The 25,754-nt window shown below is 64.2% G+C and carries 23 protein-coding genes; 7 read left to right on the forward strand and 16 right to left on the reverse strand.

The features are described from left to right. Nucleotides 1-3: 3 nt before the first annotated feature. The gene (locus L0U81_RS21585; protein ID WP_233805543.1) at nt 4-1,248 is read right to left on the reverse strand and encodes a sarcosine oxidase subunit beta family protein; all 1,245 of its coding nucleotides are present in this window, start codon (nt 1,246-1,248) and stop codon (nt 4-6) included. A 38-nt stretch (nt 1,249-1,286) separates the two neighbouring features. Then, nucleotides 1,287-2,681: an L-serine ammonia-lyase gene (locus L0U81_RS21590; RefSeq protein ID WP_233805544.1), complete on the reverse strand. Its 1,395-nt coding sequence runs from the start codon at nt 2,679-2,681 to the stop codon at nt 1,287-1,289. 308 nt (nt 2,682-2,989) lie between these two features. Here L0U81_RS21590 and L0U81_RS21595 point away from each other — a divergent pair, with 308 nt between their 5' ends. Then, on the forward strand, nt 2,990-4,072 hold the full coding sequence (locus L0U81_RS21595; protein ID WP_233805545.1) for a GlxA family transcriptional regulator: 1,083 nt from the start codon (nt 2,990-2,992) through the stop codon (nt 4,070-4,072). Nucleotides 4,073-4,081: 9 nt separating this feature from the next. Here L0U81_RS21595 and L0U81_RS21600 read toward each other — a convergent pair whose 3' ends face one another. The 5 genes from L0U81_RS21600 to L0U81_RS21620 form a co-directional block, all read right to left on the reverse strand. Continuing rightward, entirely contained in the window at nt 4,082-5,074 is a 993-nt protein-coding gene (locus L0U81_RS21600) for a GlxA family transcriptional regulator (protein ID WP_233805546.1), read from the reverse strand. Nucleotides 5,075-5,085: 11 nt separating this feature from the next. Further along, nucleotides 5,086-5,988 carry a choline ABC transporter permease subunit gene (gene choW, locus L0U81_RS21605; protein WP_233805547.1) on the reverse strand — a complete coding sequence of 301 codons (903 nt, stop codon included), beginning with the start codon at nt 5,986-5,988 and terminating at the stop codon, nt 5,086-5,088. After that, nucleotides 5,981-7,156 carry a quaternary amine ABC transporter ATP-binding protein gene (locus tag L0U81_RS21610; protein WP_233805548.1) on the reverse strand — a complete coding sequence of 392 codons (1,176 nt, stop codon included), beginning with the start codon at nt 7,154-7,156 and terminating at the stop codon, nt 5,981-5,983. The genes choW and L0U81_RS21610 overlap by 8 nt, the downstream gene beginning before the upstream one ends. Before the next feature lie 216 nt (nt 7,157-7,372). Then, nucleotides 7,373-8,500: a VIT1/CCC1 transporter family protein gene (locus L0U81_RS21615; RefSeq protein ID WP_233805549.1), complete on the reverse strand. Its 1,128-nt coding sequence runs from the start codon at nt 8,498-8,500 to the stop codon at nt 7,373-7,375. Nucleotides 8,501-8,616: 116 nt separating this feature from the next. Next, nucleotides 8,617-9,390: an SDR family oxidoreductase gene (locus tag L0U81_RS21620; protein WP_233805550.1), complete on the reverse strand. Its 774-nt coding sequence runs from the start codon at nt 9,388-9,390 to the stop codon at nt 8,617-8,619. 174 nt (nt 9,391-9,564) lie between these two features. On the opposite strand from L0U81_RS21620, the gene L0U81_RS21625 reads away from it, so the two are divergent. Both L0U81_RS21625 and L0U81_RS21630 read left to right on the forward strand, forming a co-directional pair. Beyond that, complete coding sequence (locus L0U81_RS21625; protein WP_233805551.1) at nt 9,565-11,370, forward strand: acyl-CoA dehydrogenase; 1,806 nt, start codon at nt 9,565-9,567, stop codon at nt 11,368-11,370. Between the two features lie 212 nt (nt 11,371-11,582). After that, complete coding sequence (locus L0U81_RS21630; protein ID WP_233805552.1) at nt 11,583-11,957, forward strand: BON domain-containing protein; 375 nt, start codon at nt 11,583-11,585, stop codon at nt 11,955-11,957. Nucleotides 11,958-12,081: 124 nt separating this feature from the next. On the opposite strand, the gene L0U81_RS21635 is transcribed toward L0U81_RS21630, so the two are convergent. The 5 genes from L0U81_RS21635 to L0U81_RS21655 form a co-directional block, all read right to left on the reverse strand. Continuing rightward, nucleotides 12,082-13,230 carry a DUF1501 domain-containing protein gene (locus L0U81_RS21635; protein ID WP_233805553.1) on the reverse strand — a complete coding sequence of 383 codons (1,149 nt, stop codon included), beginning with the start codon at nt 13,228-13,230 and terminating at the stop codon, nt 12,082-12,084. 5 nt (nt 13,231-13,235) lie between these two features. Further along, a complete protein-coding gene (locus L0U81_RS21640; RefSeq protein WP_233805554.1) occupies nt 13,236-14,732 on the reverse strand; it encodes a DUF1800 domain-containing protein in 1,497 nt (498 codons plus the stop codon). Nucleotides 14,733-14,815: 83 nt separating this feature from the next. Beyond that, entirely contained in the window at nt 14,816-15,328 is a 513-nt protein-coding gene (locus tag L0U81_RS21645; protein ID WP_233805555.1) for a periplasmic heavy metal sensor, read from the reverse strand. Beyond that, complete coding sequence (locus L0U81_RS21650; protein ID WP_233805556.1) at nt 15,325-15,741, reverse strand: hypothetical protein; 417 nt, start codon at nt 15,739-15,741, stop codon at nt 15,325-15,327. Before L0U81_RS21650 ends, L0U81_RS21645 begins: the two co-directional genes overlap by 4 nt. Continuing rightward, on the reverse strand, nt 15,738-16,319 hold the full coding sequence (locus tag L0U81_RS21655) for an RNA polymerase sigma factor (protein ID WP_233805557.1): 582 nt from the start codon (nt 16,317-16,319) through the stop codon (nt 15,738-15,740). The genes L0U81_RS21650 and L0U81_RS21655 overlap by 4 nt, the downstream gene beginning before the upstream one ends. Before the next feature lie 358 nt (nt 16,320-16,677). Here L0U81_RS21655 and L0U81_RS21660 point away from each other — a divergent pair, with 358 nt between their 5' ends. The 4 genes from L0U81_RS21660 to L0U81_RS21675 all read left to right on the forward strand — a co-directional run bounded on the left by L0U81_RS21660 (nt 16,678) and on the right by L0U81_RS21675 (nt 21,187). After that, on the forward strand, nt 16,678-18,396 hold the full coding sequence (locus L0U81_RS21660) for a phospholipase C (RefSeq protein WP_233805558.1): 1,719 nt from the start codon (nt 16,678-16,680) through the stop codon (nt 18,394-18,396). Nucleotides 18,397-18,587: 191 nt separating this feature from the next. Further along, nucleotides 18,588-19,937 (forward strand): cytochrome-c peroxidase, encoded by a 1,350-nt coding sequence (locus L0U81_RS21665; RefSeq protein ID WP_233805559.1) that lies wholly within the window; start codon nt 18,588-18,590, stop codon nt 19,935-19,937. Between the two features lie 100 nt (nt 19,938-20,037). Beyond that, nucleotides 20,038-20,724 carry an HAD family hydrolase gene (locus tag L0U81_RS21670; protein WP_233805560.1) on the forward strand — a complete coding sequence of 229 codons (687 nt, stop codon included), beginning with the start codon at nt 20,038-20,040 and terminating at the stop codon, nt 20,722-20,724. Between the two features lie 208 nt (nt 20,725-20,932). After that, a complete protein-coding gene (locus tag L0U81_RS21675) occupies nt 20,933-21,187 on the forward strand; it encodes a hypothetical protein (protein WP_233805561.1) in 255 nt (84 codons plus the stop codon). Between the two features lie 348 nt (nt 21,188-21,535). On the opposite strand, the gene cyoD is transcribed toward L0U81_RS21675, so the two are convergent. The 4 genes from cyoD to cyoA are packed head-to-tail and all read right to left on the reverse strand — an operon-like array spanning nt 21,536 to nt 25,401. After that, nucleotides 21,536-21,877, reverse strand: coding sequence for a cytochrome o ubiquinol oxidase subunit IV (gene cyoD, locus L0U81_RS21680; protein ID WP_233805562.1), 342 nt, complete (start codon nt 21,875-21,877; stop codon nt 21,536-21,538). Next, nucleotides 21,878-22,483 carry a cytochrome o ubiquinol oxidase subunit III gene (gene cyoC / locus L0U81_RS21685; RefSeq protein ID WP_233805563.1) on the reverse strand — a complete coding sequence of 202 codons (606 nt, stop codon included), beginning with the start codon at nt 22,481-22,483 and terminating at the stop codon, nt 21,878-21,880. Then, nucleotides 22,483-24,504, reverse strand: a complete 2,022-nt coding sequence (cyoB, locus tag L0U81_RS21690; RefSeq protein WP_233805564.1) for a cytochrome o ubiquinol oxidase subunit I — start codon at nt 24,502-24,504, stop codon at nt 22,483-22,485. Before cyoB ends, cyoC begins: the two co-directional genes overlap by 1 nt. 3 nt (nt 24,505-24,507) lie before the next feature. After that, nucleotides 24,508-25,401, reverse strand: coding sequence for a ubiquinol oxidase subunit II (gene cyoA, locus L0U81_RS21695; protein WP_233805565.1), 894 nt, complete (start codon nt 25,399-25,401; stop codon nt 24,508-24,510). Nucleotides 25,402-25,754 lie beyond the last annotated feature (353 nt).

The following is a 25,754-nucleotide window of genomic DNA, read 5'->3' on the forward strand; positions in this document are numbered from 1 at the left end:
CGACTAATGGGCCACGGCGGCAGCGCCATGCTCATCGATCAGATGACCGGTATAGAACCGATCCAGCGAAAACGGCGCGTTCAACGGATGCGGTTCGTCCTTCGCGATGGTGTGCGCATAGACCCATCCCGAGCCGGGCGTCGCCTTGAAGCCGCCCGTCCCCCACCCGCAGTTGAAATACAGCCCCTTCACGTCGGTCTTGCCGATGATCGGGCACGCGTCCGGCGACACATCGACGATGCCGCCCCACTGCCGGTTCATCCGCACGCGCGAAAACACCGGGAACATTTCGACGATCGCCTCGAGCGTGCCCTCGATGATCTGGAAGCTGCCGCGTTGCCCAAAGCCCGTGTACTGATCGACGCCCGCGCCGATCACGAGATCGCCCTTGTCGGACTGGCTGATATACGCGTGCACCGCGTTCGACATCACGACTGTGTTGACGACCGGCTTGATCGGCTCCGACACCAGCGCCTGCAACGGATGGCTTTCGAGCGGCAGCCGCACGCCTGCCATATCGGCGAGCGTCGACGTATTGCCGGCCGCGACCACCGCGACCTTCTTCGCCTTGATGAAGCCCTTCGTCGTGTCGACGCCCGTCACCTGGTTGCCGTTGCGGCGAATACCGACGACCTGGCAGTTCTGCACGATATCGACGCCCGCCTGATCCGCGCCGCGCGCGAAACCCCACGCCACCGCATCGTGCCGGGCCACGCCGCCGCGCCGCTGGATCGATGCGCCGAGCACCGGATAGCGGCTGTTCAGATTGATGGTCGGCTCGATTTCCTTGATCTGCGCGGGCGTGAGGAATTCGGCGTCGACGCCGTTCAGGCGGTTCGCGTTCACACGGCGTTCGGTGTCGCGCACGTCCTGCAGCGTATGCGCGAGATTCATCACGCCGCGCTGACTGAACATTACGTTGTAGTTCAGATCCTGCGCGAGCCCTTCCCACAGCTTCATGGCCTTCTCATAGAGCGCGGCGGATTCGTCCCACAGGTAGTTCGAACGCACGATCGTGGTGTTGCGCGCGGTATTGCCGCCGCCGATCCAGCCCTTCTCGAGCACCGCGACGTTGCGCACGCCATGTTCCTTCGCGAGGTAGTACGCGGTCGCGAGACCATGCCCGCCGCCGCCGACGATCACGACGTCGTACTCACGTTTAGGCTCGGGGCTGCGCCATTGCCGCTCCCAGTTCTCGTGATACGACATCCCGTTGCGCAGCAGGCTGAATATCGAATAGCGGCTCATCGTCGGTCCTTTGCGGTTTTGCTGATACTGCGGGCGGTTCAACACTCGATGACGTTCACGGCCAGACCGCCGCGCGACGTCTCCTTGTATTTCGTCTTCATGTCGGCGCCGGTTTCGCGCATCGTCCGGATCACGCTGTCGAGCGACACCACGTGCTTGCCGTCGCCCTTCATCGCGAGTCGCGCCGCGTTGATCGCCTTGATCGCGCCCATCGCATTGCGCTCGATGCACGGAATCTGCACGAGCCCGCCGACCGGGTCGCACGTCATGCCGAGGTTGTGTTCCATGCCGATTTCGGCGGCGTTCTCGACCTGGGCGGGTGTGCCGCCCATCACGGCTGCGAGCGCCGCGGCGGCCATCGAGCAGGCCACGCCAACTTCGCCCTGGCAGCCCACTTCAGCGCCGGAGATCGACGCGGTTTCCTTGTAGATGATGCCGATCGCGGCGGCGGTCAGCAGAAAATCGACGATGCCTGCATCGTTCGCCGCATGCATGAACTTCACGTAGTAGTGCAGCACCGCCGGGATCACGCCGGCTGCGCCATTGGTCGGCGCGGTAACGACCCGGCCGCCCGCGGCGTTCTCCTCGTTGACTGCCATCGCATAGAGGTTGACCCAGTCGAGCATCGACAGCGGGTCGCGCAGCGACTCCTCCGAGCGTGCGCGCAGACGCTCGCACAGGTCGGCCGCGCGGCGCTTCACGTGCATCGGGCCGGGCAGTTCGCCGCGCACCTTGCAGCCGCGCTCGACACACGCGGCCATCGTGCGCCAGATCGCCAGCAGGCCTTCGCGCACTTCGTGCTCGGGCCGCGTCGCGCACTCGTTGCGCAACGTCACTTCGGCGATCGACAGACCGCTTTCGCGGCACACGCGCATCAGATCGGCGCCGGTGCGAAACGGATACGGCACCTCCGCACCCGCGCGCCGGCCATTCACGCGATCCCCTTCGCGATTGACGACGAAGCCCCCGCCGATCGAGTAATACTCTTTTTCGACGAGTAGCTGAGCGTTTTCGTCGAAGGCCTGAAAGCGCATGCCGTTCGGATGCACGACGCCCGAGCCCGGTGCACCCGGCATCAGCTTGCGGAAGAAGCCAAGATGTTCGCGCGGGTCGAACGCGACCGGATGCTTGCCGAGCAGCGCGAGCTGTCTGGTCTCGCGGATCGTCCGCAGCCGCGGCTCGATCAGGTCCGGATCGAGCCGGTCGGGCAGATTGCCTTCGAGGCCGAGCAGCACCGCCTTGTCGGTGCCGTGACCCTTGCCGGTCGCGCCGAGCGAGCCGAACAGTTCAACCCTCACGCGCCGCACGAAGCCGAGCAGATTCGCGTCCTCGATATGCGACACGAAGCGGCACGCGGCGATCATCGGCCCGACCGTGTGTGAGCTCGATGGACCAATGCCGATCTTGAACAGATCGAAGACGCTGACGTTCATGGCGTGCCCTGTGCGTTGTGCCCTGCGAGTTGCGATGGCCGGATGGAATGTGCGCCTATTGCACCGCACGCCGGGCTGGATCGATAGAACAAAAACGGCATCGCGGTGGGATGGCCTCGTCAAGTGAGCCATCGGACGGCCCGCCCGACAAGCCTCGCGACGCATTTGCGATGACTTCCGACGCATTTGCGACAGGCGCCCCGATTGCGGCCGGCGATGCCGAAGGTCCGCGGTGCTATGCTTGCTGCCACCCTTCTGATTTGCGTTCGCTCCTCTTTCGCAGTTCTTTTCGCCGACCCGCCGCGCGCATGAATTCCGCTGAAACGCTTCCTCCTCCATCGCTCGACGCGGCCGCGAAGCAGCGCATCCGCTTCGGCATCATCCTGCTGCCGAACTTCACGCTGACCGCGTTCTCGGGTTTCGTCGACCTGCTGCGGCTGTCCGCTGACGAAGGTGACTTCAGCAAGCCGGTGCGCTGTTCGTGGAGCGTGATCGGGGAAACCCTTGCTCCCGTGCGCGCGAGTTGCGGCATCCAGATCACGCCGTGGGAAACCTTCGAGACCGCTGAGCCGTTCGACTACGTGGTGGTGGTCGGCGGACTGCTGCACTCGGGGCCTACGGCGAGCGAGGCGACGCTCGCGTTCATCCGGCGCGCCGCCGCTGACGACGCGACGCTGGTCGGCATGTGCACCGGCGTGTTCTCGCTGATGCGCGCGGGCGTGCTCGCCGGGCATCGCATCTGCGTGAGCTGGTTTCATTACTGGGATTTCATCGAGCGCTTTCCGTCGGTCGACGAAGAGATGCTGGTCGCCGACCGGCTGTTCGTGATCGACCGCCGGCGCATTACGTGCTCCGGCGGGCGCGCGTCGATCGACGTCGCCGCCGCAATCCTGCTGCGTCATTTCGAACCCGCCACGGTGCAGAAGGCGCTGCGCATCCTGCTAGTCGACGACCTGCAGAAAGGCAACGCGCCGCAGCCGCATCCGCCCGGTCTCGCGCCGGCCTCGCATCCGAAGGTCAAGCGCGCGATTCTGCTGATGGAGCAGCACGTGGGCCGCGCGCTGTCGCTCGACGAACTGGCGCGCAAGCTCGATCTGTCGCCGCGTCAGCTCGAACGGCTGTTCAAGGCGCAGACCGGCAAGGCGCCGCAGGCCTACGCAAAGCAGGTGCGCCTGCGCACCGCCGCGTGGCTGTTGACGAGTTCGGACAAGACCGTCGCCGATATCGCATCGAGCTGCGGCTTTTCCGACGCCTCGCACCTGGGACGCGAATTTCGCAAGCAGTTCGGCCTGCCGCCGATGATGTATCGCGAGCAGCGCGGCACGGCGGCGCAAGCTGACGATGGCTCGTGCTACGACGAAACGTTTCCGGGCCGCGCGCAGGCGATCTGAATTCGGCCGCTACACCGGCTGCCGCCGCTCGACGCTCGGCGCATGCCCGAACTGCGCGCGATACGCCTTGCTGAAATGACACGGCGAATGAAAACCGCACACCGTGGTCACGCGCGCGATCGACGCGTCGGTATTGCGCAGCAGGTCGCGCGCGCGGCGCAGTCGCAGGCTCAGGTAGTAATGCGTCGGCGACACGTTCAGGAAGAGCTTGAACATCCGCTGCAAATGACGCTGCGACAGGTTGACGAGCCGCGCGAGTTCGTCGAGCGACAGCGGTTCCTCGATGTTCGCTTCCATCAGCCGCACCACTTCGATCAGTTCGGCGCGCGACAGACCGACCCGCGCGTCGACCGGAATGTGCTGGTAATCGGTCGAGCCGCGAATCCGCTCGACGATGAACTGCTCCGACACCTGCGCGGCCACCGCGGACCCAAGCCGTTTGCCGACCAGATGCAGCATCAGATCGAGCGGCGCGGTGCCGCCGGTGCAGGTCAGCCGGTCGCGGTCGATCACGAACAGTTCGTCGTCGAAATGCACGTGCGGATAGCGCTGGTGCAACGGCGACATGTCCTCCCAATGCACGGTCGCGCGATAGCCGTCGAGCAGCCCGGCCGCGAGCAGCGCGTACGGACCCGTGCAGATGCCGCCGAGCGGCACGCGTTGTCCGGCGACTTCGCGCAGCAGCGCGACCACCGCGTCGTTCACATAGTCGCGCACGTACCAGCCCGCGCACACGAGCAGCAGGTCCGGCATGCCGGCTTCGGCGAGCGTGGTGGTCGGCTTCACCGTAATGCCGTTGCTCGCGCGCGCGGGCTCGCCGTCCGGCGTGATCACCGACCACCGGTAGTGCTGTGCGCGGCCCACGTAGTTCGCCATGCGCAGCACCTCGACCGCGCTGGTGAACGCGATCATCGAAAAGTTCGGCAGCGTCAGGAAGCCGACGTGCGCGACGGCGGACAGCCGTGCATCGGCTTCGGCGCAGGCGATTGGGTCGCGCTTCATGGGCGGATCGATCAGCCGTGTTGCGGCGCCGGCTCGCGGCGCACTTTCAGCGCCTGGCGCAATCCCGCGAACAGCGGCGCGCGCGACTTGCCCGGCGCCCGGCCGAAGCTCTCGGTGATGCGGTCCAGAATGATCGCCAGCATCACGACCGACATCCCGCTTTCGAAGCCGAGCCCGATATCGAGCCGCTGGATGCTGGCGAGCACGTCGTTGCCGAGGCCGCCCGCGCCGACCATCGACGCGATGATCACCATTGACAGCGCCATCATGATGGTCTGATTCACGCCGGTCATGATCGATGGCAGCGCGTTCGGAAACTGCACCTTGTACAACAGTTGCCACGGCGTGCAGCCGAACGCCTGTCCCGCTTCGACGATTTCGTGATTCACGTGCTTGATGCCGAGCGCGGTCAGACGTACCGCGGGCGGCATCGCGAAGATCACGGTCGACAGGATGCCCGGCACGCGGCCGAGGCCGAACAGCATCGCGGCCGGAATCAGGTAGACGAAAGCGGGCATCGTCTGCATCAGATCGAGCACCGGGCGCACGATCATCTCGACGGTGCGGCTCTTCGCCATCCAGATGCCGAGCGGCACACCCAGCACGAGGCTGATCACCGTCGACGACAGCGTGAGGCCGAGCGTGATCACCATCTGATCCCAGAAGCCGGTGCCGTAGATCAGCAGCAGCGCGGCCAGCGTGAACAGCGCGAAGCGCCAGCCGACACGCCACAAGCCGATGCCGACGAAAAACGCCATCAGCGCCCACATCGGCACGGCCTGCAATCCGTGCTCGACCGCCGCGGCGAAACTCTCGATGACCTTGCCGATCGTGTCGAAAGTCTTCGCGTCGTGATCGAGCAGATAGTGAACGCCGTGATCGACCCAGGCGCCAAGTGGAATGACTTCAGACATGGGAACCTCGATGGCGCGTGAGAACGTTCAGCACGTTCGTCTTGTTGACCGAGCCGCAGTAGGAACCGTCCGCTTCGACGACCGGCAGCGGCGCGCGGCTCGCCACGACGCGCTCGACCACGTCGTTGAGCGGCGTGCTGCGGCGGATGCATTCGATCTGGTTGAGCTGCGGCGACGCGCTGCCGGTGGCATCGCGGCACACGAAGCCGCGAATCCGGCGCTCGCTGTCGAGCACGAACGCGTAGTCGGCGCTGCCGTTGAGCATCGCGGCGACGCTCGACGCATCGATCTGCGGCGCGTGCATCAGCGGCACGGCGTCGGTCTGCATCAGATCGCCGGCCGTCAGATAGCGGCTCGTGTCGATGCCTTCGAAGAACGCGCGCACGTAGTCGTCGGCCGGGTTCTTGATGATTTCCCGCGGCGTGCCGATCTGCACGACGCGGCCGCCTTCCATGATCGCGATACGCGTGCCGATGCGCATCGCTTCCTCCAGATCGTGCGACACGAACAGAATCGTGCGTTGCTGCTCGCGTTGCAGTTCGAGCAGCACGTTCTGCATTTCCTTGCGCTTGAGCGGATCGAGCGCGGAGAACGCCTCGTCCATGATCATCAGCGACGGGTTGACCGCGAGCGCCCGCGCGAGTCCCACACGCTGCTGCATGCCGCCCGACAGCTCGGCGGGCAATTTCTGCGCGAACGGCGCGAGGCCGACCTGTTCGAGCACCGTCAGCGCCCGCGCTTCGCGCTCCTTGCGCCCGACGCCCGCGACCTCGAGCCCGAACGCCGCGTTGGCCAGCACGTTGCGCTGCGGCATCAGCGCGAAGGACTGAAACACCATGCTCATGTCCTTGCGCCGCAGCGCGGTCAGCTCGGCGCGCGGCACGCTCGCGACATCGCGGCCGTCGATCAGCACCTTGCCGGCGCTCGGTTCGACGAGCCGATTGATCAGGCGAATCAGCGTCGACTTGCCCGAGCCGGACAGGCCCATCAGCACGAAGATCTCGCCCTCCCGAACCTCGAACGACGCGTTGTGTACGCCGACGATCTGACCGGTGCGGGCGAACACCTCCTCTTTCGTGGCGCCGCCGGCCAGCATCGCGAGCGCCTGTTTCGGGTTGGCGCCAAACACCTTGCACAGCCCTTCGACCACGACCTTGGGGGAATTCATCGAATGCTCTCCTCGCGTGCGGACGTCGGTCCGCGCTGTGCCTACATAGTTGCCAGAAAAAAGTGCGGCTAGCCGACTAATTCCGACAGGCACATGAGGAAATGCGACACCCGGGCGCGGCGAGAGCGCTCGGCGCGACGAGAAAAGCCTTGTGGGACAAAGGGTTGGCGCGGTCGCGGACGGCGGCGAGCGTCCGGCGCCTGCGAACCGATTCGTTCAGGAAATCGACACGCCCAGCAAGCGCCCGACGCCGAACGTAAACCCCGCCGCGATGAGCCCGATGACGATCTGGCGCAGCGCCGAAAACCCCGCGCTGCGTCCGTTGAACAACGACGTGAACACCCCGATCGACGCGAGCGCCACCATGCTCAGCACCACGCACTGCACGATCGCATTGACGCCATGCGTCCACAGAAAAGGCATCACCGGAAAGATCGCGCCGAGCGCGAACAGACAGAACGACACCCCCGCTGCCGACCACGGATTACCGCCCAATTCCGCCGGATCGAGCCCTAGCTCCTCGCGCGTGAGGGTGTCGAGCGCCTTGTCCTTGTCGCGCATCATCTGCGCGGCCACGCGTTTCGCCTCGTCCGCGTCGAGCCCTTTCGCGCGGTAGATCAGCGCAAGCTCGTGTTCCTCCGCTTCGGGTTGTTCGTCGATTTCCTCGGCTTCCTTGGCGATCTGGGTGCTGGCGAGTTCGCGCGCATTGGTGACCGACAGCCATTCGCCGAGCGCCATCGAACAGGCCCCGGCGATCAACCCGGCGAGGCCGGTCAGCAGGATCGCCTGGTTGCCCGTGCCCGCGCCGGCGACACCCATGATCAGACAGAAGTTGGACACGAGGCCATCGTTCGCGCCGAGCACGGCCGCGCGCAGATCGTTGCCCGACGCTGCGCTTTTGTGCCACGACTCGGCCGCCGTGATGCGGCTGCCCGGCGACAGGTTCGAATCATGGTTACTTGCGAGCGTCTGCACGACGGCCGCGTGATGATGTTCATCGGCGGACATGCGGCCCGCGTCCCGCTGGCCCCGATATTTGTTGCGGTCCGCGTATTCGGCGGCAGCCAGCGTCGGCAGCACGAAGTCCGCGCCGCACAGGCGCACGAGCCCCTTCATCAGACGGGTTTTGAGCGCATGCCCACGGCCTTTCGGTTCGACGCCGTTGGCCCTGAGCTTGTCGGCCCACACTTGTGCGTGGCTGTGTTCGGATTGTGCGAGATCCTGATAGACCTGCTTGCGGGTCTCGTCTTTCTCGACGCTCGCGAGCGTCTCATACAGGGCGGCGCTGTGCAGTTCGTCGGAGAGATTCGCCTTGTAACGCCTGACTTCGTGCTTCGTGGCCATGATCACATGCCCCGGCGGTCGCGTTGCTGATGGCAAAGCGTAACCGATTCCACCGCCGGGACCGAAAAGGCCCTAAAGCGTGAGGTGAGCGAGAAGCAATACTGTTTTTGCGCTACTCAGACGATGATCGACCCGCCATCCACCGCCAGATACTGACCGGTGATGTGCCGCGAGGCCTCGCTCGCGAGGAACACCACGGGGCCCTTCAGATCCTCGTCGCCGCCGAGCCGCCGCAGCGGCGTGTTCGCGACGATCGCGTCTTCGAGCTTGTCAAGCAGTCCTGCCGACATTTTCGAGGGGAAGAAGCCGGGGCAAATCGCGTTGACGTTGATGTTGTACTTGCCCCACTCCGCCGCGAGCGCGCGCGTGAAATTGATGGCCGCGGCCTTCGACGTGTTGTACGCAATTGCGTTCATGCCCGGCGGCGAGCCCTTCAACCCGGCCACCGACGCGACGTTGATGATCTTGCCCGCGCGCCGCGGAATCATGCTGCGTTTGCCGACTTCGCGCGCGAGAAAGAACGGCGCGTTGACGTTCAGGTTCATCACTTTGTGCCACGCTTCGTCGGGGTAGTCTTCGGCGGGCGCGCCCCACGTGGCGCCCGCGTTGTTGACCAGAATATCGATGTGCCCATGCGCGCTCATCACTTCATCGACGAGCGCGGGAATGCCCTCGAAGCGCTGCAGATCGTTGATGATGGTCCGCACCTCGATGCCGCGGCCTTGCAGATGCGCTTTCGCTTCCTCGAGCTCGTTAGCCTTGCGCGCGGTGATCGCGACGCGGCAGCCCATTTCGCCGAGCGCTTCGGCCATTTGCAGACCGAGCCCGCGCGAACCGCCGGTGATCAATGCAATCTTGCCGTCGAGTTGAAACAGATCCTTCACTGACATGCGTCGCTCCTCCAGGTGTTCTGCCTTGCAGATTGGTATTCCACGGTTTGCGGCCATCATACGTGCCGAAATTCGGCATGTAAATAAAAGCACGATCATTCTTTTTCGTTATAAACTGACGCGCTTCGCCATGCAATTGCGCACAGCGGCTTACCTTTAAACGGGCTTTCACTGATGCAAGACGCGCTGATCATCAACACGCGGGATCTGGAATTCCAGCTATTCGAAGTGCTCGAAGCCGAGACGCTGACGCAGCGTGCGCGTCACGCCGATCACAGCCGCGAGACCTTCAACGCGGCGCTCGAAACCGCGCATGCCGTAGCGGTCGAGAAATTCGCGCCGCACAACCGGTTATTGGACGAGCACGAGCCGCAGTTCGACGGCCAGCGCGTGACGATGCCGCACGAGGTCAAGGACGCGCTCGACGCGTTGCGCACGACCGGCTTTCTCGCCACGGGCAAGGATTACGAATGGGGCGGCATGCAGCTGCCGTCGGTGATTTCGTTCGCGTGTCTGTCGCTGTTCCAGAGCGCGAATATCGCGACGTCGTCTTACGCGATGTTGACGAGCGCGAATGCGAACGTGATCGAACGGTTTGGCTCCGAGGCGCAGAAGCGCAAGTACCTCGGCGCGCTCCTCGAAGGCCGCGCGTTCGGCACGATGGCGCTGACCGAGCCGCAGGCGGGATCGAGTCTGTCGGACTTGACCACCACGGCGACACCGAACCCGGACGGCACCTGGTCGATTCGCGGCAACAAGATTTTCATCTCGGGCGGCGATCACGAGTTGAGCGAGAACATCGTGCATCTGGTGCTCGCGCGTATTCCCGGCGGGCCGCCGGGGGTCAAGGGCATTTCGCTGTTCACGGTCCCGAAGTTCCGCGTCAACGACGACGGCAGCCTCGGCGAGCGCAATGACGTCGCGCTCGCTGGCCTGATTCACAAGATGGGCTGGCTCGGCACGACCTCGACGATGCTGTCGTTCGGCGAACATGGCGAGTGCGTCGGCGAGCTGGTCGGCGAGCCGCATCACGGGCTCGCTTATATGTTCCATATGATGAACGAGGCGCGCATCGGCGTCGGTCTCGGCGCGGTGATGCTCGGCTATCGCGGCTATCTGGCCTCGCTCGACTATGCGCGCGAGCGGCCGCAAGGACGTCATCCGACCAACAAGAATCCGCTCGATCCGCAATTGCCGCTGATCGAACACGCGGACGTGCGCCGCATGCTGCTCGCGCAAAAGGCCTACGTGGAAGGGGCTTACGCGTTGAGCCTTTACGCGGCGCGGCTCGTCGATGAACAGAACACCGGCGAAAGCGAGAACGCGCGCGCCGAGGCCGGGCTGCTGCTCGATCTGCTCACGCCGATCGTCAAGTCGTGGCCGTCGCAATGGTGTCTCGAAGCGAACAGCCTCGCGATCCAGATTCACGGCGGCTACGGCTACACGCGCGAATATCCGGTCGAGCAGTTCTATCGCGACAATCGCCTGAACATGATTCACGAAGGCACGCACGGCATTCAGGCGATCGACCTGCTCGGCCGCAAGGTCACGATGAAACAGGGTGCCGCGCTGAAGCTGCTCGCCCGCGAGCTACAGCGAACGATCGACGCCGCGCGCGAGCATGCACCGCTACAGGCCCACGCCGATGCACTCGGCGCGGCATGGCGCGATCTGAGCGGCACGCTCGAAGCGCTGCTGCCCGCGCTCGCAAGCGATACCGACCGCGCGCTCGCCAACGCGAACGCGTTCCTCGAAGCATTCGGACATATTGTGTTGGCGTGGACGTGGTTGCGGCAGGCGCTGGTGGCCAACGCGGCGTTGCCACGCGCGAACGGCGCGGCGGATCAGGACTTCTATCGCGGCAAGCTGCACGCGTGCCAGTGGTTCTTCCGTTGCGAGCTGCCGCGCGTGGCGTCGATGCTGGCGCTATTGCGCACGCTCGACGATACGACGCTCAGCATGGCGCCGCAGTGGTTCTGACCGACGTCGCACGGCAGTGCAGAGCATCCTGCCACGCGCAGTTTTTTTCAGCATCCCCGTGAGTCCTGGAGTATTGTTTAAGCGCGCCGGAAGCGCCAAATCCGGAACTCCTCTATAAGACCGGCGCTTCCCAGAGTCCAGACCTGCTCGACAAAGCGCGGCGTTTCTAACATGTAACGAAGCGAGATCAACTTATCGAGGAAGGTGAAAACGTGAAAACACTCAATCTTGTGAAGGCGCTCGGTATTGCCTTGTGCGTGGCGAGCGCATCCAGCGCCTATGCCCAGGCAAGCGATGCTCAGGCGCCCGCCGCCACGACAGCCGCGCCCGCCACGTCGAACCGAGCGGCGGATCGCAAGCTCGGCCGCGACGTGCGGCGCGCGCTCGCTAGAGCGCAGGGCTTCAACGTGTCGAACGTGTTCGTGCGGGCGCGCAGCGGCGCGGTGACGTTGACGGGCTCGGTGCCGGACGGCAGCATGATCCAGCAGGCTGCCGACGTCACCAAAGGCGTTCCGGGCGTGACCTCGGTGAACAACAGGCTCACGCTGGGCGTGCCGGCCGGCGGCGGCAATGGTGGAGGAGGCTGAGCGCCGGCCTTTGACTCGCGAAGGGAGCGCCGCGAACATGCGATGCATGCGGCGTCTCCCGCTTCGAGCCGGTACGTCAGCGAACCCTCGCGAAACGTCTGCCCCCCTTGCGTCAATCAAGGCATCACGCTCGCACGACTCCCGTCATCGGTCTGCCCGCCACGGTTCGGCCAAACAGCGCCGCCGCGGTGCGTTCGGGATCGAGTCCGAGACTTTCACTCGCGGTGCCGGAGATCAGCGCATCGAGCGAAGCGGTCGGCTTCAGGTCACGCGACTGATAAAGCTGATGCGGCGCGAGGCCCGGCCAATCCGCGATCACGCGACCACCCTGCACGGAACCCCCAAGCACCATCGCGACCGAGCCGGTGCCATGATCGGTGCCGCCCGTGCCGTTCGCGGCCGCGGTCCGGCCGAACTCCGTCGCGGCCAGCACCGTGGTCTTGCTCCACGATGACCCCATGCCGTCGCGCAGCGCCGCGAGCATCGTGTCGAGCGCCTTCAGCTGATTAGCGAGCCGCGCGTTCTGCGCACTATGCGTGTCCCACCCGCCGGTTTCGATCATCGCGATGCGCGGACCGTCGTCGCGCGCCAGAAAACTCGCCGCGAGCTTGCCGAGGCTCGCTGGGTCCTGACGCGCGCCGGCATCGCCCGCGAGGCCGCGCGCCGCCATCGCCGATTCCCACAGCGGACGCAACTGCGCGTCCTGCTCGTAGAGCTGCGACACGCGCGCGAGCAGATCGTCGGGCGCCTGCGGCAACGCCGACGGTGCATACGACGTCACCGCGGCCGGCCCGCGCAGCGCCATCGGCACGGTCGGCGCGAACGCGATCGCGTTTTCGCGGGTGGCGGGCAGTTGCGCGGCGAGCCGGTTGAGCCAACCGTCGTTCATCTGATACGGCGACGTGCCACCCGTTTCCAGCACGTTCTGTCCATCGAAATGCGAGCGGTCACGATAGGGCGAGGCGACCGCGTGCACGAACAGCACTTCGCGATCCGCGTACAGCTTCGCGACTTGCGCGAGCGCCGGATGCAAAGCGAACGTGCCATCCAGATGCGGCGCGGTCGACGCGTCGATCGCGAGCGGCCCGCGCAGCGTCGCATACGCGGGGTCCGCGTACGGCACGACGATGTTCAGGCCATCGGCCGCGCCACGCTGGATCACGAACACGAAGCGGCGGTCGGTCGCGACGTGCGCGAACGCAATATGGGGCGACACAAACAGCGCGCCGGCACCAGCGGCGGCGACGCTCAGAAACCGGCGGCGTGACAGCATGGCATTCATCTCCGTTGAAAATCGGGCGATACGAGCAGCAACGCGATCGCCGTCGACGCGCTTTCAGCTCGCGACACCGCCGTGGCCGTCGGCTCGCTGAGCGAGCCAGCCAGCAAGGTCTGGCCGAGCGAGCGCGCATCGAGCCGGTCGCCGACGCGCGCGGCGAAACGCTGCGCGACTTCGACGCGGCGCACGAGCGCATCGGGTGCGGCCCAGCTCGCGGCGATATCGTCGTAGCCGGCGGGCGAACCGGGACGCCATACCGGCTGGCCGAGTTGCGTGAGGATCGGCGCGCTCTGCTGATTGCCGAGGTCGTGCCAGCCGAGTCCGCGCATCGACGAAATGGTCCACTCCCACGGCGTCTTGAACTTCATCGCGCCCGGCGACCACGCTTGCGGCGTATCGATCAACGCGCGATAGACGGTCGGCAGATCGCCGTCGCTGCGCGTGAACGCGTCGGCGAGACGTTCGCTCACGCCCGCAGGCGGATCGTCGGCGACGAAATGACGGGCAAGCTTCGTGCCGATATGCCGCGCGGTGGCCGGCGCGTGCGCGAGGTCGTGCAGGATCGCGAGCGCCTGCTGTTCGCCGGCATCGTCGTAGCGGCGTCCCATGATCGTGCGCGAGCCGGGCTCGTGCAGCGCGGGACGAAACACAAAGCTGCCGGGTTCGCCGTTCTGCTCCAGCGCGCGGCGGTTCGCGTTGGCGCCGCCGTTCCCCGGATTGCCGACGAGGCTCCAGCCGGTCAGGGCGCGCGCGAACTCGGTCACGTCGTCCTGGCTATAGCCGCTGCGCACGCCGAGCGTATGCAGTTCCATGATCTCGCGCGCGAGGTTCTCGTTGAGTCCGCGTTTGTTGTCCGGATTGCGTTGCACGGCGCGCAGCGCGGCCATGCTGTCGGGGCCGACCGAGCGGGCCTGGTCGAGGAACAGCTGCATGGCCGGATGACGCTCGACGGCCACCAGCATGTCCTCGAAACGGCCAAGCACGTGCGGGCGAATCGCCTCCGCTTCGAACGACCCGGCGAGCGCCGCGACGCCAGGCTTTTCGGTTGACACCGCGAAGTGATTTGCCCAGAAATGCACGAGCCGTTCGATGAACGGCGTCGGCGTGGTCAGCGCGCTGGCGACGCGCGCGTTGACCGACGAGCGGTACATGTCGAGGATTTCGACTCGCAGCGCCTTTCGTTCGGATTGCCTGGCAGCTTGCGCGTCGGTCTGGATGGCGGCTGCGGTGTTGGTCGCGGCACTGCTAGCGTTGGTCCCCTCGCCCGCCGTCTGTTTCGCCTGCTGCTCGATCTGCATGCGTTGCTGCAAGAGCTCCTTCGACAACGCGATCGAATCGGGCTGGTTCGCCCACGCGGCCGGCCGCGCCTGGTACTGCTCGAATTGCGCGAGCAGCCAGCCCTTCGGATCGGCGGGCGGCGTCTCGTCCGCGCGCGCGCCGAGGCCGAAGCGGTTCAGTGCGACCGCTGCGGAATTCAGGTTCGGTGAGTTGGCCATACGATCCTCGTCGACATGTAAGACGCCTGCTTATCCGTTAAACGGCCGATACGCCGGAATCCGTCGCAATCGCATGCACTTTTTTATTCCCCCGATGCGGCATTCGCCTCCGGCTTCTTCGGGTTCGGCGGCGGCTGCGGTTCGCGCCATTGCCCACGCAGCTTCAGACTCTCGGCGAACTCGGCGCGCTCTTCGGGCGTCAGCGTCGCCGCGAAATCGGCGACGCTCGCTTCGACCATCGCGCGCAGGCTGCTGTCAGCCGCGCGCGTGCGCGCGAGCGCGGCATCGAGCGCCGCGCGATCGAGCTGCGGCGCGGCCAGCAGACGCAGTACCTCGCGACGCCCCTCGCGCCCATCGCGCGCATACTGCCGCCCTTCGCGACGCGCGTTCTTCAGGCCATCGATAAACGCCTGCTGCCGCTCGACCGGCAGCGGCCCGGCAGCGAAACGCAGCGCGCGCTGGTCCTGTGCCGCCGCCGGCTGATTCGCACCGTGCGCGGCGAACCATTGATACGCGCCGCCGGCAATCGAGCCGAGCAGAAACACGTTGAGCGCCGCGGAGCCCAGCAGCGCATATTTCCACGAGCACCCGTTCATTCGCCGCTCCAATCGGCGGTGGTACCGCCGAAGCTCGAAGTCAGATACGAGAATTCATGCACGAGCGGCGCGTTTTCGGTCAGCACGAAGAACGACACCGCGAACGCGCCGGCCACGCCGCCGAGCAGCCCGACGCCGACCACCGCCGCACCCGACCACCACAGACGCCGGCGCGCGGCCGGGCGCCGTAACGGCGCGCCGGCGATGATGCGGCTTTGCAATGCGCGGCTCGGCGGCTCGAACTGGTCGGCGCCGAGCCATGCGTCGAGGCCGGCCGCGTCGCTCAGCACCGCGTCGGCTTCGACGCGATGCGCGCGCGCCCACGCCTGCGCGGCTTCGCGTTCCCGCTCCGGCCAGCGACGCGAGTCGGCACCGTACGCTGCAACAATCTGATGGAATCTTTCGGGCGTCATGACTTGTCCTTGCTAAGGCCGCTGCCGGCCAGTTGAGCGCGCAGACTGCGGCGCGCGCGGGCCAGCAGACTTTCCAGCGCATCGACGCTGACGCCCATCAAGGCGGCGGCGTCAACGTTCGGCATTTCCTGGTAATAGGTCAGCACGAGCGCTTCGCGCTGTCGCGTCGGCAACGCGGCGAGCGCCGCGCGCACGCGCGCGTGGTCGGCGCGTGCTTCGAGCCGCGCATCGGGTAGCGCGGCGGGATCGGCGCAATCGGGCAGCTCGTCGCTCGGGTCTTCGCGCTGGCCGCGCAGACGGTCATAGCAAAGATTGAGCGCGACCCGATGCATCCACGTGTCGAACTTCGCTTCGCCTTCACGCCAGCGCGCCGCCTGTTTCCAGATTCGCACGAAGACCTCCTGCGCGACGTCCTCCGCTTCCATGCGATCGCCGAGCATGCGCGTGGCGAGCGCGAGCAGCCGCGGCAGCTTGCGCGCGACCAGCGAGCGCACCGCGCCGGGCTCCTCGCGGCCCACTCGCGCGATCAGCTCGGCGTCCGGATCGGGAGGGGCTTCGTTCAAGACGCGCGGCTCCATCGCGGCACGATGTACCCCGCCTTGAACCGTCCGGGTGTATGGACGTCATTCACTTGCCGCCACTCCTTCTGCCGCCATGTTGATTTCGCCTGATCGCAAACGTTGCACTCGCGGCGCGCCGTTTCTTCTTTAACGCGGCAGCGCAAGAAATCCGTCGCGCGATTTGTGGGAAAGGGCACATAGGCCGCGTCAACGAAAGGCAATAGTCGGCGTTCTGACCGAAGATTTTCACTTTTCGATGCTTCAATGCGCGGGCTTCAATCCGAATCGTCGGCCGTTACGCTTCTAACAACAATTCCCAGCACCGTCCATACCTAACGATGGAACGGGCTGGACCGCGACTGTGGAGCCCACAAAAATGTTTCGCAAATCCCTTTTGCCCATTCCGTTTGCCGCCGCACTGTTTGTGCTGAGCGCGTGCGGAAACAGCGGCGTTAGCTCTTCTTCTGCTGCATCCACTACGCCGGCTGCTACCGTATCCGCTCAGGACGCGCTGACCACCGCAACGCCGATCAAGCACCTGGTCGTGATCTTCGGTGAGAACCGTTCTTTCGATCACTACTTCGGCACCTATCCGAACGCGCAGAACCCGGTCGGTGAACCGGCGTTCACGGCGGCGGCGAGCACGCCGACCCAGGTCAACAATCTGAATCAGAAGTCGCTTCTGACGAGCAACCCGAACTTCCTCAACACGGCGAACAACGCGGCCTTCGCGGGTAGCGGTATCAATCCGTTCCGCCTCGACCGCAGCCAGGCCAACACGAACGGCCAGTCGCACGACTATATGAAGGAACAGCTCGCCTACAATAACGGCGCGGCGGACCTGTTCCCCAAGTACACGGGTAACAACAGCGCCGGTAGCGGCACGACGTTCGGCACCCCGGGTCTCGTGATGGGCTACTTCGACGGCAACACGGTCACCGCGCTCTGGAACTACGCCCAGAACTTCGCGATGAGCGACAACATGTACACGGACACCTACGGTCCGTCGACGCCGGGCGCGCTCGAGGTGATTTCCGGCCAGACCAACGGCGCTATTCCGGCGAACGGCGCCGCGCAGGGTGACAACGTGATTGCCGACGGCGCGGGCAGCTTCACGATGAATGGCGACTCCGATCCGACCGGCGACGTGTGCAACACCTCGACGTCGAGCAGCCAGGCCACGCTCAGTTCGAACAACAAGAACATCGGCGACCTCCTCAACGCGAAAAACATCACCTGGGGCGGCTTCATGGGTGGCTTTGACCTGACGGCCACCAACTCGAACGGCACCACGGCGTGCAAGCGCAGCACCTACTCATCGGTCCTCGGCGCAACGAAGACGGACTACATACCTCACCACAACTGGTTCCAGTACTACGCGACGACGGCCAACCTGGCGCACACCCGCCCGACGTCAACCGCGGTGATCGGCCAGACCGACCCGCTCGATTCGACGGCCACGCCGGTTCACCATCAATACGACGTCAACGATTTCTTCACGGCCGTCTCGGCGGGCAACTTCCCGTCGGTCAGCTACCTGAAGGCACCGGCCGTCGGCGATGCGCATCCGGGCAACTCGGATCCGATCGACGAGCAGGCGTTCGTGACGAAGGTCGTCAACTTCCTGCAACAACAGCCGGACTGGAAGAACACCGCCGTCATCATCACGTACGACGATTCGGATGGCTGGTACGACCACGCTTACGCGACGCCGACGACTTCGTCGTTTGACGCGACCGCCGACCAGTTGAACGGCACGGGCACCTGTAATGCAACGGGCGCGACGCAAGGTGTCGGGGTGACAGGCGCTGTCGTCAACGGCCGTTGCGGTCCGGGAACGCGTATTCCGCTCATCGTGATCTCGCCGTACGCACGTAGCAACTACATCGACCATACGGCGATCACGCAGGCTTCGGTGGTCCGGTTCATCGAAGACAACTGGCTCGGCGGCACCCGCATCGGCAGCGGTTCGCACGATGCGACGACGGGCAGCATCATGTCGCTGTTCGACTTCACGAACGGTGGCAATACGCCGGTGCTGTACCTCGACACGAACCTCGGCACCAAGCTGTCGGCGGCTCCGGCAACGAACTAAAGCGCCACACCTCGTTTATCAGTCATGACGTCGAGCCAGCCGGTACGGTGGCTCGATTTGCTTATTTGCAGTTCGGTTTTGCTACCGCTATCGCCATGAATCGTCCTTCGAACCCCACCTTGTCTTCGCAACTACCCGCTGGAAGCGCCCCGTCCCCTCGCGCTGCCAGCGGCACGCTGCGTCGCCGGATCATGCAGATATTGCTGGGCATCGTGCTCGCGCTCGCCGTCGTGGTTGGCTACGCGCTGGTCCACCCCGAGCGTATGCCCGCGGCGATCGGCGCCAGGGTCGAGAATCTGACGGGCGCCAATGCCCACCCGGTCAAGCTCCTGCGTCCCCCCGTCGCGCCGCTTAGCGCGGTCGCCGTGCTCGGGAGGGAACTGTTCAACGATCCGTCGCTTTCGGCGTCGGGCAGACAGTCGTGCGCGTCGTGCCACAGCGCCGCGCATGCTTTCTCGCCTCCCAACGATCTGACGGTACAGCCAGGCGGCCCTCACATGGCGCAAGCGGGCTATCGGCCGGTGCCATCGCTCGCTTACCTGTATCGCCAGGCGCCGTTCAGCATCGGTCCCGATCAGGGCGATAACGACGCCGCACCGGTCAATCTCGACACGCTCGCGTCCGCCGCGCTAGGGGTGCAGCGCGCCCAGAAAACCGCGGGCGTTGCGCCTGCCGCGCCGGCCATGGTGCCGCAAGGCGGATTCTTCTGGGACGGCCGGGCAAGCACGCTGCAGGAGCAGGCGCTCGGACCGCTGACGAACCCGGTCGAGATGGCGAACCCGGATCTGGCTTCGGTTGCCGACAAGCTCATGCACTCGAAGCACATCGATACGCTCAGGCAACTTTTCGGTCCGCGCGTCGTCAACGACCCTGATCTGCTCGTGTCGGAAGCCATGTTCGCGATCGGCCGGTACGAATTCGAAGACCCGGCCTTCCATCCGTTCTCGAGCAAATACGACGCCTGGCTCGAAGGACGTGCACGCCTCACGCAAGCCGAACTACGCGGCTTGCGTCTGTTCAACGACAAGGACAAGGCCAATTGCGCGGGTTGCCACTTGAGCCAGCCGACGTCGGACGGTTTGCCGCCTCTTTTTACGGACACGCAGTACGAAGCGCTCGGCGTGCCGCGCAATCGCGAACTTGCGCCGAATAAGGATCCGAAGTTCTACGACATGGGCATTTGTGGTCCATTCCGGACCGACATGACCAAAGAGACGCAGTATTGCGGCATGTTCCTGACGCCGACACTGCGCAATGCCGCCGAGCGCAAGGTGTTCTTTCACAATGGCGTGTATCACGACCTCAAGCAGGTACTCGACTTCTACAACCTGCGCAATACGTCGCCGGACAGGATCTATCCGCGCGATGCGTCGGGCAAGGTGCAGAAGTACGACGATCTGCCGGCTCAATATCATGCGAACGTGGATGTCGCCGATGCACCGTTCGACCGCAAGTTCGGCGACCCGCCCGCGATGACCGATCGGGACATCGAGGACATCATCGCGTTCATGAAGACGCTGAGCGACGGATACAAGGAATGAGTCGCTGATCTGGACGCTGCCGATGCCGCTTCCAGACTGCGGTACGCGGGCCGGTGAGGTATCCTTGCCTGGTCCGCGACCTTTATCCCTCCCCTCCCCGATGGCCGATTTTCCCTTCGACGCCGTACTCTTCGACTGCGACGGCGTGCTCGTCGATTCCGAACCCATCACGAACCGCGTGCTCACCGAGATGCTTGGCGAGCTCGGCTGGCATTTGAGCGTCGACGAGACGATGCGCATTTTCGTCGGCAAGATGGTCAAGGACGAAGCTGCGCTGATCGAGGCACGCACCGGATTCGCGATCACAGCAGAGTGGCTGACGCAATTCCGCGAACGGCGCAACGTGGCGCTCGACAACGAGTTGCGCGCTATCGACGGCGCGCCCGCCGCGGTGCTCGCGCTGCAGCGAACGTTGAACGGACGTATTGCGGTGGCGTCGGGCGCGGATCGCGTCAAGATCGAATTGCAGCTCGTGAAGGCTGGCCTCCTCGACTGCTTCGGCGGACACATCTTCAGCGGCCACGAAATGCCGCGCAGCAAGCCGTTTCCCGACGTCTACCTCGCCGCGGCCGCGGGACTCGGCGTCGATCCGGCGCGCTGCGCGGTGATCGAGGATACGGTGACGGGCGCGACCGCGGGCGTCGCGGCCGGTGCGACTGTGTTCGGCTATTGCCCGCGCCACCTCGGCCATAGCAGCGCGACCGCGTTGCATGGCGCGGGCGCGGTGCATGTGTTCAGGCATATGGCCGAGTTACCGGAATTGCTCGCGGGATGGGTCACGCGCTGAGCGGGCGACGTGTTGGCGGCTGAACGACACCGGTCCGTCGTAAGTTGGCTGACTGCGGTCAGTTTGCGGGTATGAAGATGCGGACGATCAGCGCTCGAGTCAGCACGGGCGGTCGATCGCGCCGCGTGGCATGGTGCGTGCAACTGGAGCACCCGAGCGCAAAGCATTTGCGCGCTCGATGCCCATTCAACGTTGCCGGAGATCCATCATGACCACCTTGACCCTCGCCGACCTGTCGCGCTGCAACGATCTCGACCATGCCGATGCACAGTCCGTACGCGGCGGCAGTTCGTGCTTCAAGCGCGAATACCCGCCTTCGTGCTACGGCGACAAGCCGCCGATTTACAGCCCGCCGCACTACGGCCCGCCCTACTTCAACCCCTGCCAGCCGGTACATTACGGCTGCGGGCCGGTCTACATCCCGGTCTGCCATCGGGAGCCGGGCAAAATCGTGCCGCTGTAAGCACCAGGGCTTGCGCCATCGCGTGCGACGGCGCGGTCATGCATACGGCCCGGGTTGGTACGACTGGGCCGCATCGCACGATTCATTCACCTTACTCGAATGCCGGATCGATCGGTACGCGATAACCGATAGCTCGCCGAACATCTCGTCGGTCATGCTCGGCAAAATGAGCAAGGGACTTGAAGACCCGCGCGTGAACATCGTAAGCAACCTGATCGAGGCCGAATTACATCAACATGGCCTCCAGGACGCGCATGTGCGCGCACGTTTCGGCGGACAAAGCAAAAGCCCCGCAAGACCGAAATCTTGCGGGGCTTTTTTCGAGGCCAGCGCTAAAGCGTTATCCGCTTATCGCGACATCATATGCATGCTGACGTTATGCATCACCCACAACGTGCCGCCAATCACGATCACCGCGGTCAGCGCGGTGAACGCAAACGCCGTCACGTTCCAGCGTTGCGACGACGACGTGTTCATATGCAGGAAGAACACCAGATGCACGAGGATCTGCACGAACGCGAGCCCTGCGATTGCAATCAGAGCGCTCTGGCCCGTCAACGTGCCGGTCATCACGAGCGCGAATGCCGCGACGGTCAGAATGACCGACAGCACGAAGCCCGCCGTATAGCTGCCGAAGCTGCCGTGGCCGCCTTCCGAGTGTGCGCCATGGGCGCTATGACTATGGTCCATTTAGATCACGCTCGCAAGATAGACAAAGGTGAAAACGCCGATCCACACGACGTCGAGGAAGTGCCAGAAAAGGCTCAGGCACGTCAGACGGATCATGTCGCGTTCGGTCAGGTCGCGATGACGCATCACCTGCAGCGCCAGCACCACCATCCAGATCAGGCCGAACGTCACGTGCAGACCGTGCGTGCCGACCAGCGTGAAGAACGACGACAGGAACGCGCTGCGGCCCGGACCCGCGCTGTCGGCGATCAGGTGCGAGAACTCGCGCATTTCCAGCACGAGGAACGCAAGACCCAGCAGGAACGTCACGCCGAGCCAGCCGAGCAGCGCACCCTTGCGGTTCTTGTGCGCGCCGAGCATCGCGAAGCCGTACGTGATACTCGAGAGCAGCAGCATCGCCGTTTCAAGCGCAACGCCCGGGATCTCGAACAGGTCCTTGCCGCTCGGACCGCCCGCGAACTGATGGCTCATCACCGCGAACACTGCGAACAGCGCCGCGAAGATGATGCAGTCGGTCATCAGGTACAGCCAGAAACCGAACACCGAGTGCGACGGAACGTGGTCCGGCGCGAGTTGCGGCTCAACCGCAATAGTCTTCTGTAACATCAGTCCACCTCCAGGGCGACCTTCGCGTCGGCACCCGCGCCGACACCGGCCACGGCACCAGCACCGCCGCTGTGTTTCTCTTCAATCAGCGCGACAGTGTCGGCCGGAATGTAATAGCCATCGTTGTCCTGGAAGCTGTAGACGATCACGGTGACGATCGCGCCGACAAAGCCGACGATCGCAAGCCACCAGATGTGCCACACGGCTGCAAAGCCGAGCACGAGCGAGAACAGACCCACCAGCACACCCGCGGAGGTATTCGACGGCATGTGAATGTCGCGATACACCGGCACCTTCTGGGCACCCTTGCGCGACTTCATTTCGGTGAACGCGTCGAGCGAGCGAACCGTCGGGATATGCGCGAAGTTATAAGCTGGCGGCGGCGAGCTCGTCGCCCATTCCAGCGTATGACCGTTCCACGGATCGCCCGTGAGGTCGCGGTTTTCCGGCAGGTTGCGATCGCGGATGCTGACGGCCAGTTGCAGCAGCTGGAAAGCAATACCGATTGCGATCAGCACCGCGCCGAACGCGGCGACGATCAGCCACGGATGCCATGCCGGGTTGTCGTAGTGGTTCAGACGACGCGTCATGCCCATGAAGCCGAGCACGTACAGCGGCGTGAACGCGACCCAGAAGCCGATCTGCCAGAACCAGAATGCGGCCTTGCCGAGCTTCTCGTTCAGCTTGAAGCCGAACGCCTTCGGGAACCAGTAGTTGAAGCCGGCCAGATAGCCGAACAGCACGCCACCGATAATCACGTTATGGAAGTGAGCGATCAGGAACAGGCTGTTGTGCAGCACGAAGTCCGCGCCCGGAATCGCCATCATCACGCCGGTCATACCGCCGATCGTGAAGGTGATGATGAAGCCGATCGTCCACAAAATCGGCGTCGTGAATTGCAGACGGCCCTTGTAGATCGTAAACAGCCAGTTGAACACTTTGACGCCGGTCGGAATCGAAATCACCATCGTCGCGATACCGAAGAACGCATTGACGTCAGCGCCCGAACCCATCGTGAAGAAGTGGTGCAGCCACACGAGGAACGACAGCACCATGATCGCGCAGGTCGCCCACACCATCGTCTTGTAGCCGAACAGCGGCTTCTTCGCGAAGGTCGCGACGACTTCCGAGAAGATACCGAACGCCGGCAGGATCAGGATGTACACCTCGGGGTGACCCCAGGCCCAGATCAGGTTCAGGTACAGCATCGCGTTGCCGCCGGCATCGTTCGTGAAGAAGTGCATGCCGAGGTAACGGTCCAGACCGAGCAGCGCGAGCGTGACGGTCAGGATCGGAAACGACGCCATGATCAGCACGTTCGTGCACAGCGCGGTCCACGTGAACACCGGCATCTTCATGAACGACATGCCGGGCGCGCGCATCTTCACGATCGTCACGAAGAAGTTCACACCGGTCAGCAACGTGCCGATACCGGAGAGCTGCAGGCTCCACAGGTAATAGTCGACGCCGACACCAGGGCTGAACTGCAGTTCGGACAGCGGCGGATAAGCGAGCCAGCCGGTCTGGCCGAATTCACCGATCACCAGCGAGATGTTGATCAGGACCGCGCTGACTGCCGTCATCCAGAAGCTCAGCGAGTTGATGAACGGGAACGCGACGTCGCGCGCACCGATCTGCAGCGGCACGACGAGGTTCATCAGACCGACCATGAACGTCATCGCCATGAAGAAGATCATGATGACGCCGTGCGCGGTGAAAATCTGGTCGTAGTGATGCGGCGGCAGAAAGCCAGGACTCAGGTACGACAGCGCCAGCTGCATACGCATCATGATTGCGTCGGCGAAGCCGCGCAGCAGCATGATGAACGCGATGACGATGTACATCACGCCGATCTTCTTATGATCGACGGACGTCAGCCATTCGCTCCACAGGTAGCGCCATTTGCCGAAATACGTGATTCCGCCGAGCACCGCCAGCGCGGCGAGCACCATGCCGGCGCCGGCCGTAACGATGATTGGCTCGTGATACGGAATCGCATCGAGCGTTAGTTTTCCGAACATGCGTTACCCCTTAGGCGCACAGTTGGCGTCCTTCATGTTGTCGAGGACGTTGCCGTTGTTGTATCGGGCAATGATGTTGTTGAAGAGCTTCGGATCGACGGTCGAGAAGTACCGCACCGGGTCCTTTTCGCTCGGCTGGGACACCGCGTGATAGCGGTCCATGTCGAGGCGGTCCGACGAAGCGCGCACCTTGGCAACCCATGCGTTGAAGTCTTCAGGCGAGGTCGCGAGCGTGCGGAACTTCATGTCCGAGAAGCCCTTGCCGCTGAAGTTCGCGGTGAGACCTGCGTAGTCGCCGGCGTGATCGGCGATCAGGTGCAGGCGCGTTTGCATGCCCGCCATCGCGTAGACCTGGCCGCCCAACTGCGGGATGAAGAACGAGTTCATCACCGTGTCCGACGTAATCCGGAAGTTGACCGGCGTGCCGACCGGGACCGCGAGCTGGTTCACCGACGCGATGCCCAGGTCCGGATAGATGAACAGCCACTTCCAGTCGAGCGCGACGACTTCGACGTTGATCGGCTTGACCTGCGAGTCGAGCGGACGATACGGATCGAGCTCATGCGTCGTCCGCCACGTCAGCACGGCGAGGAACAGAATGATCAGCGTCGGAATCGTCCAGACGACGACTTCGACAGCGGTCGAATGAGTCCACCCCGGTTTGTATTCGGCGTTCCTGTTCGACGCGCGATAACGCCACGCGAAAAACAGTGTCATCAGAATGACCGGCACCACGACGATCAGCATGGCCCACACCGAAGTCGCGATCAGATCACGCTCCGCGAGTCCCACACTCCCCTTCGGATTCAGAATATCGAGGTTGCTGCAACCCGAAAGCAGCAACATGAGGCTGGCGGAAATGAAACTTGCCGGCCTTCCTAGCGTCCGTCCTTTCATATCCACTGCCTCGTTTTTTTGACTTCAACGAACGTCATTCGACGGCTCTCCATTAATAAGCGCTCGCATAATAGGGGGGCATCGGATGCCAATAAACACTCGATTTAGCAACGATCTATTGCGCCGCGACGCAGTGCGACACGTTGCCGCATTTCCCCGCACACCCTATTCACCAGCGTCGTTTGCGACACTCCAAAACGAAGCATCGAAAAGTTGACGCATCGCAAAGTCCCCTGAAAAAAGCGCTAAAAAAACCGCCGGGCGCGCAGCGGTTTCGACTGACTACGTCGCGCATGCATTGACAAAGGGATTGTTAGCGACGCGCAAAAGCGCAAGAGCGTCGCCGCATCCTG

The sequence above is a fragment of the Paraburkholderia sp. HP33-1 genome (assembly GCF_021390595.1).
GTDB lineage: Bacteria > Pseudomonadota > Gammaproteobacteria > Burkholderiales > Burkholderiaceae > Paraburkholderia.

What these genes read in the sequence shown, in the direction of transcription:
- L0U81_RS21585 (WP_233805543.1), bottom strand. Translation starts at nt 1,248, where the DNA reads ATGAGCCGCTATTCGATATTCAGCCTGCTGCGCAACGGGATGTCGTAT.
- L0U81_RS21590 (WP_233805544.1), bottom strand. Translation starts at nt 2,681, where the DNA reads ATGAACGTCAGCGTCTTCGATCTGTTCAAGATCGGCATTGGTCCATCG.
- L0U81_RS21595 (WP_233805545.1), top strand. Translation starts at nt 2,990, where the DNA reads ATGAATTCCGCTGAAACGCTTCCTCCTCCATCGCTCGACGCGGCCGCG.
- L0U81_RS21600 (WP_233805546.1), bottom strand. Translation starts at nt 5,074, where the DNA reads ATGAAGCGCGACCCAATCGCCTGCGCCGAAGCCGATGCACGGCTGTCC.
- choW (WP_233805547.1), bottom strand. Translation starts at nt 5,988, where the DNA reads ATGTCTGAAGTCATTCCACTTGGCGCCTGGGTCGATCACGGCGTTCAC.
- L0U81_RS21610 (WP_233805548.1), bottom strand. Translation starts at nt 7,156, where the DNA reads ATGAATTCCCCCAAGGTCGTGGTCGAAGGGCTGTGCAAGGTGTTTGGC.
- L0U81_RS21615 (WP_233805549.1), bottom strand. Translation starts at nt 8,500, where the DNA reads ATGGCCACGAAGCACGAAGTCAGGCGTTACAAGGCGAATCTCTCCGAC.
- L0U81_RS21620 (WP_233805550.1), bottom strand. Translation starts at nt 9,390, where the DNA reads ATGTCAGTGAAGGATCTGTTTCAACTCGACGGCAAGATTGCATTGATC.
- L0U81_RS21625 (WP_233805551.1), top strand. Translation starts at nt 9,565, where the DNA reads ATGCAAGACGCGCTGATCATCAACACGCGGGATCTGGAATTCCAGCTA.
- L0U81_RS21635 (WP_233805553.1), bottom strand. Translation starts at nt 13,230, where the DNA reads ATGCTGTCACGCCGCCGGTTTCTGAGCGTCGCCGCCGCTGGTGCCGGC.
- L0U81_RS21640 (WP_233805554.1), bottom strand. Translation starts at nt 14,732, where the DNA reads ATGGCCAACTCACCGAACCTGAATTCCGCAGCGGTCGCACTGAACCGC.
- L0U81_RS21645 (WP_233805555.1), bottom strand. Translation starts at nt 15,328, where the DNA reads ATGAACGGGTGCTCGTGGAAATATGCGCTGCTGGGCTCCGCGGCGCTC.
- L0U81_RS21650 (WP_233805556.1), bottom strand. Translation starts at nt 15,741, where the DNA reads ATGACGCCCGAAAGATTCCATCAGATTGTTGCAGCGTACGGTGCCGAC.
- L0U81_RS21655 (WP_233805557.1), bottom strand. Translation starts at nt 16,319, where the DNA reads ATGGAGCCGCGCGTCTTGAACGAAGCCCCTCCCGATCCGGACGCCGAG.
- L0U81_RS21660 (WP_233805558.1), top strand. Translation starts at nt 16,678, where the DNA reads ATGTTTCGCAAATCCCTTTTGCCCATTCCGTTTGCCGCCGCACTGTTT.
- L0U81_RS21665 (WP_233805559.1), top strand. Translation starts at nt 18,588, where the DNA reads ATGCAGATATTGCTGGGCATCGTGCTCGCGCTCGCCGTCGTGGTTGGC.
- L0U81_RS21670 (WP_233805560.1), top strand. Translation starts at nt 20,038, where the DNA reads ATGGCCGATTTTCCCTTCGACGCCGTACTCTTCGACTGCGACGGCGTG.
- L0U81_RS21675 (WP_233805561.1), top strand. Translation starts at nt 20,933, where the DNA reads ATGACCACCTTGACCCTCGCCGACCTGTCGCGCTGCAACGATCTCGAC.
- cyoD (WP_233805562.1), bottom strand. Translation starts at nt 21,877, where the DNA reads ATGGACCATAGTCATAGCGCCCATGGCGCACACTCGGAAGGCGGCCAC.
- cyoC (WP_233805563.1), bottom strand. Translation starts at nt 22,483, where the DNA reads ATGTTACAGAAGACTATTGCGGTTGAGCCGCAACTCGCGCCGGACCAC.
- cyoB (WP_233805564.1), bottom strand. Translation starts at nt 24,504, where the DNA reads ATGTTCGGAAAACTAACGCTCGATGCGATTCCGTATCACGAGCCAATC.
- cyoA (WP_233805565.1), bottom strand. Translation starts at nt 25,401, where the DNA reads ATGAAAGGACGGACGCTAGGAAGGCCGGCAAGTTTCATTTCCGCCAGC.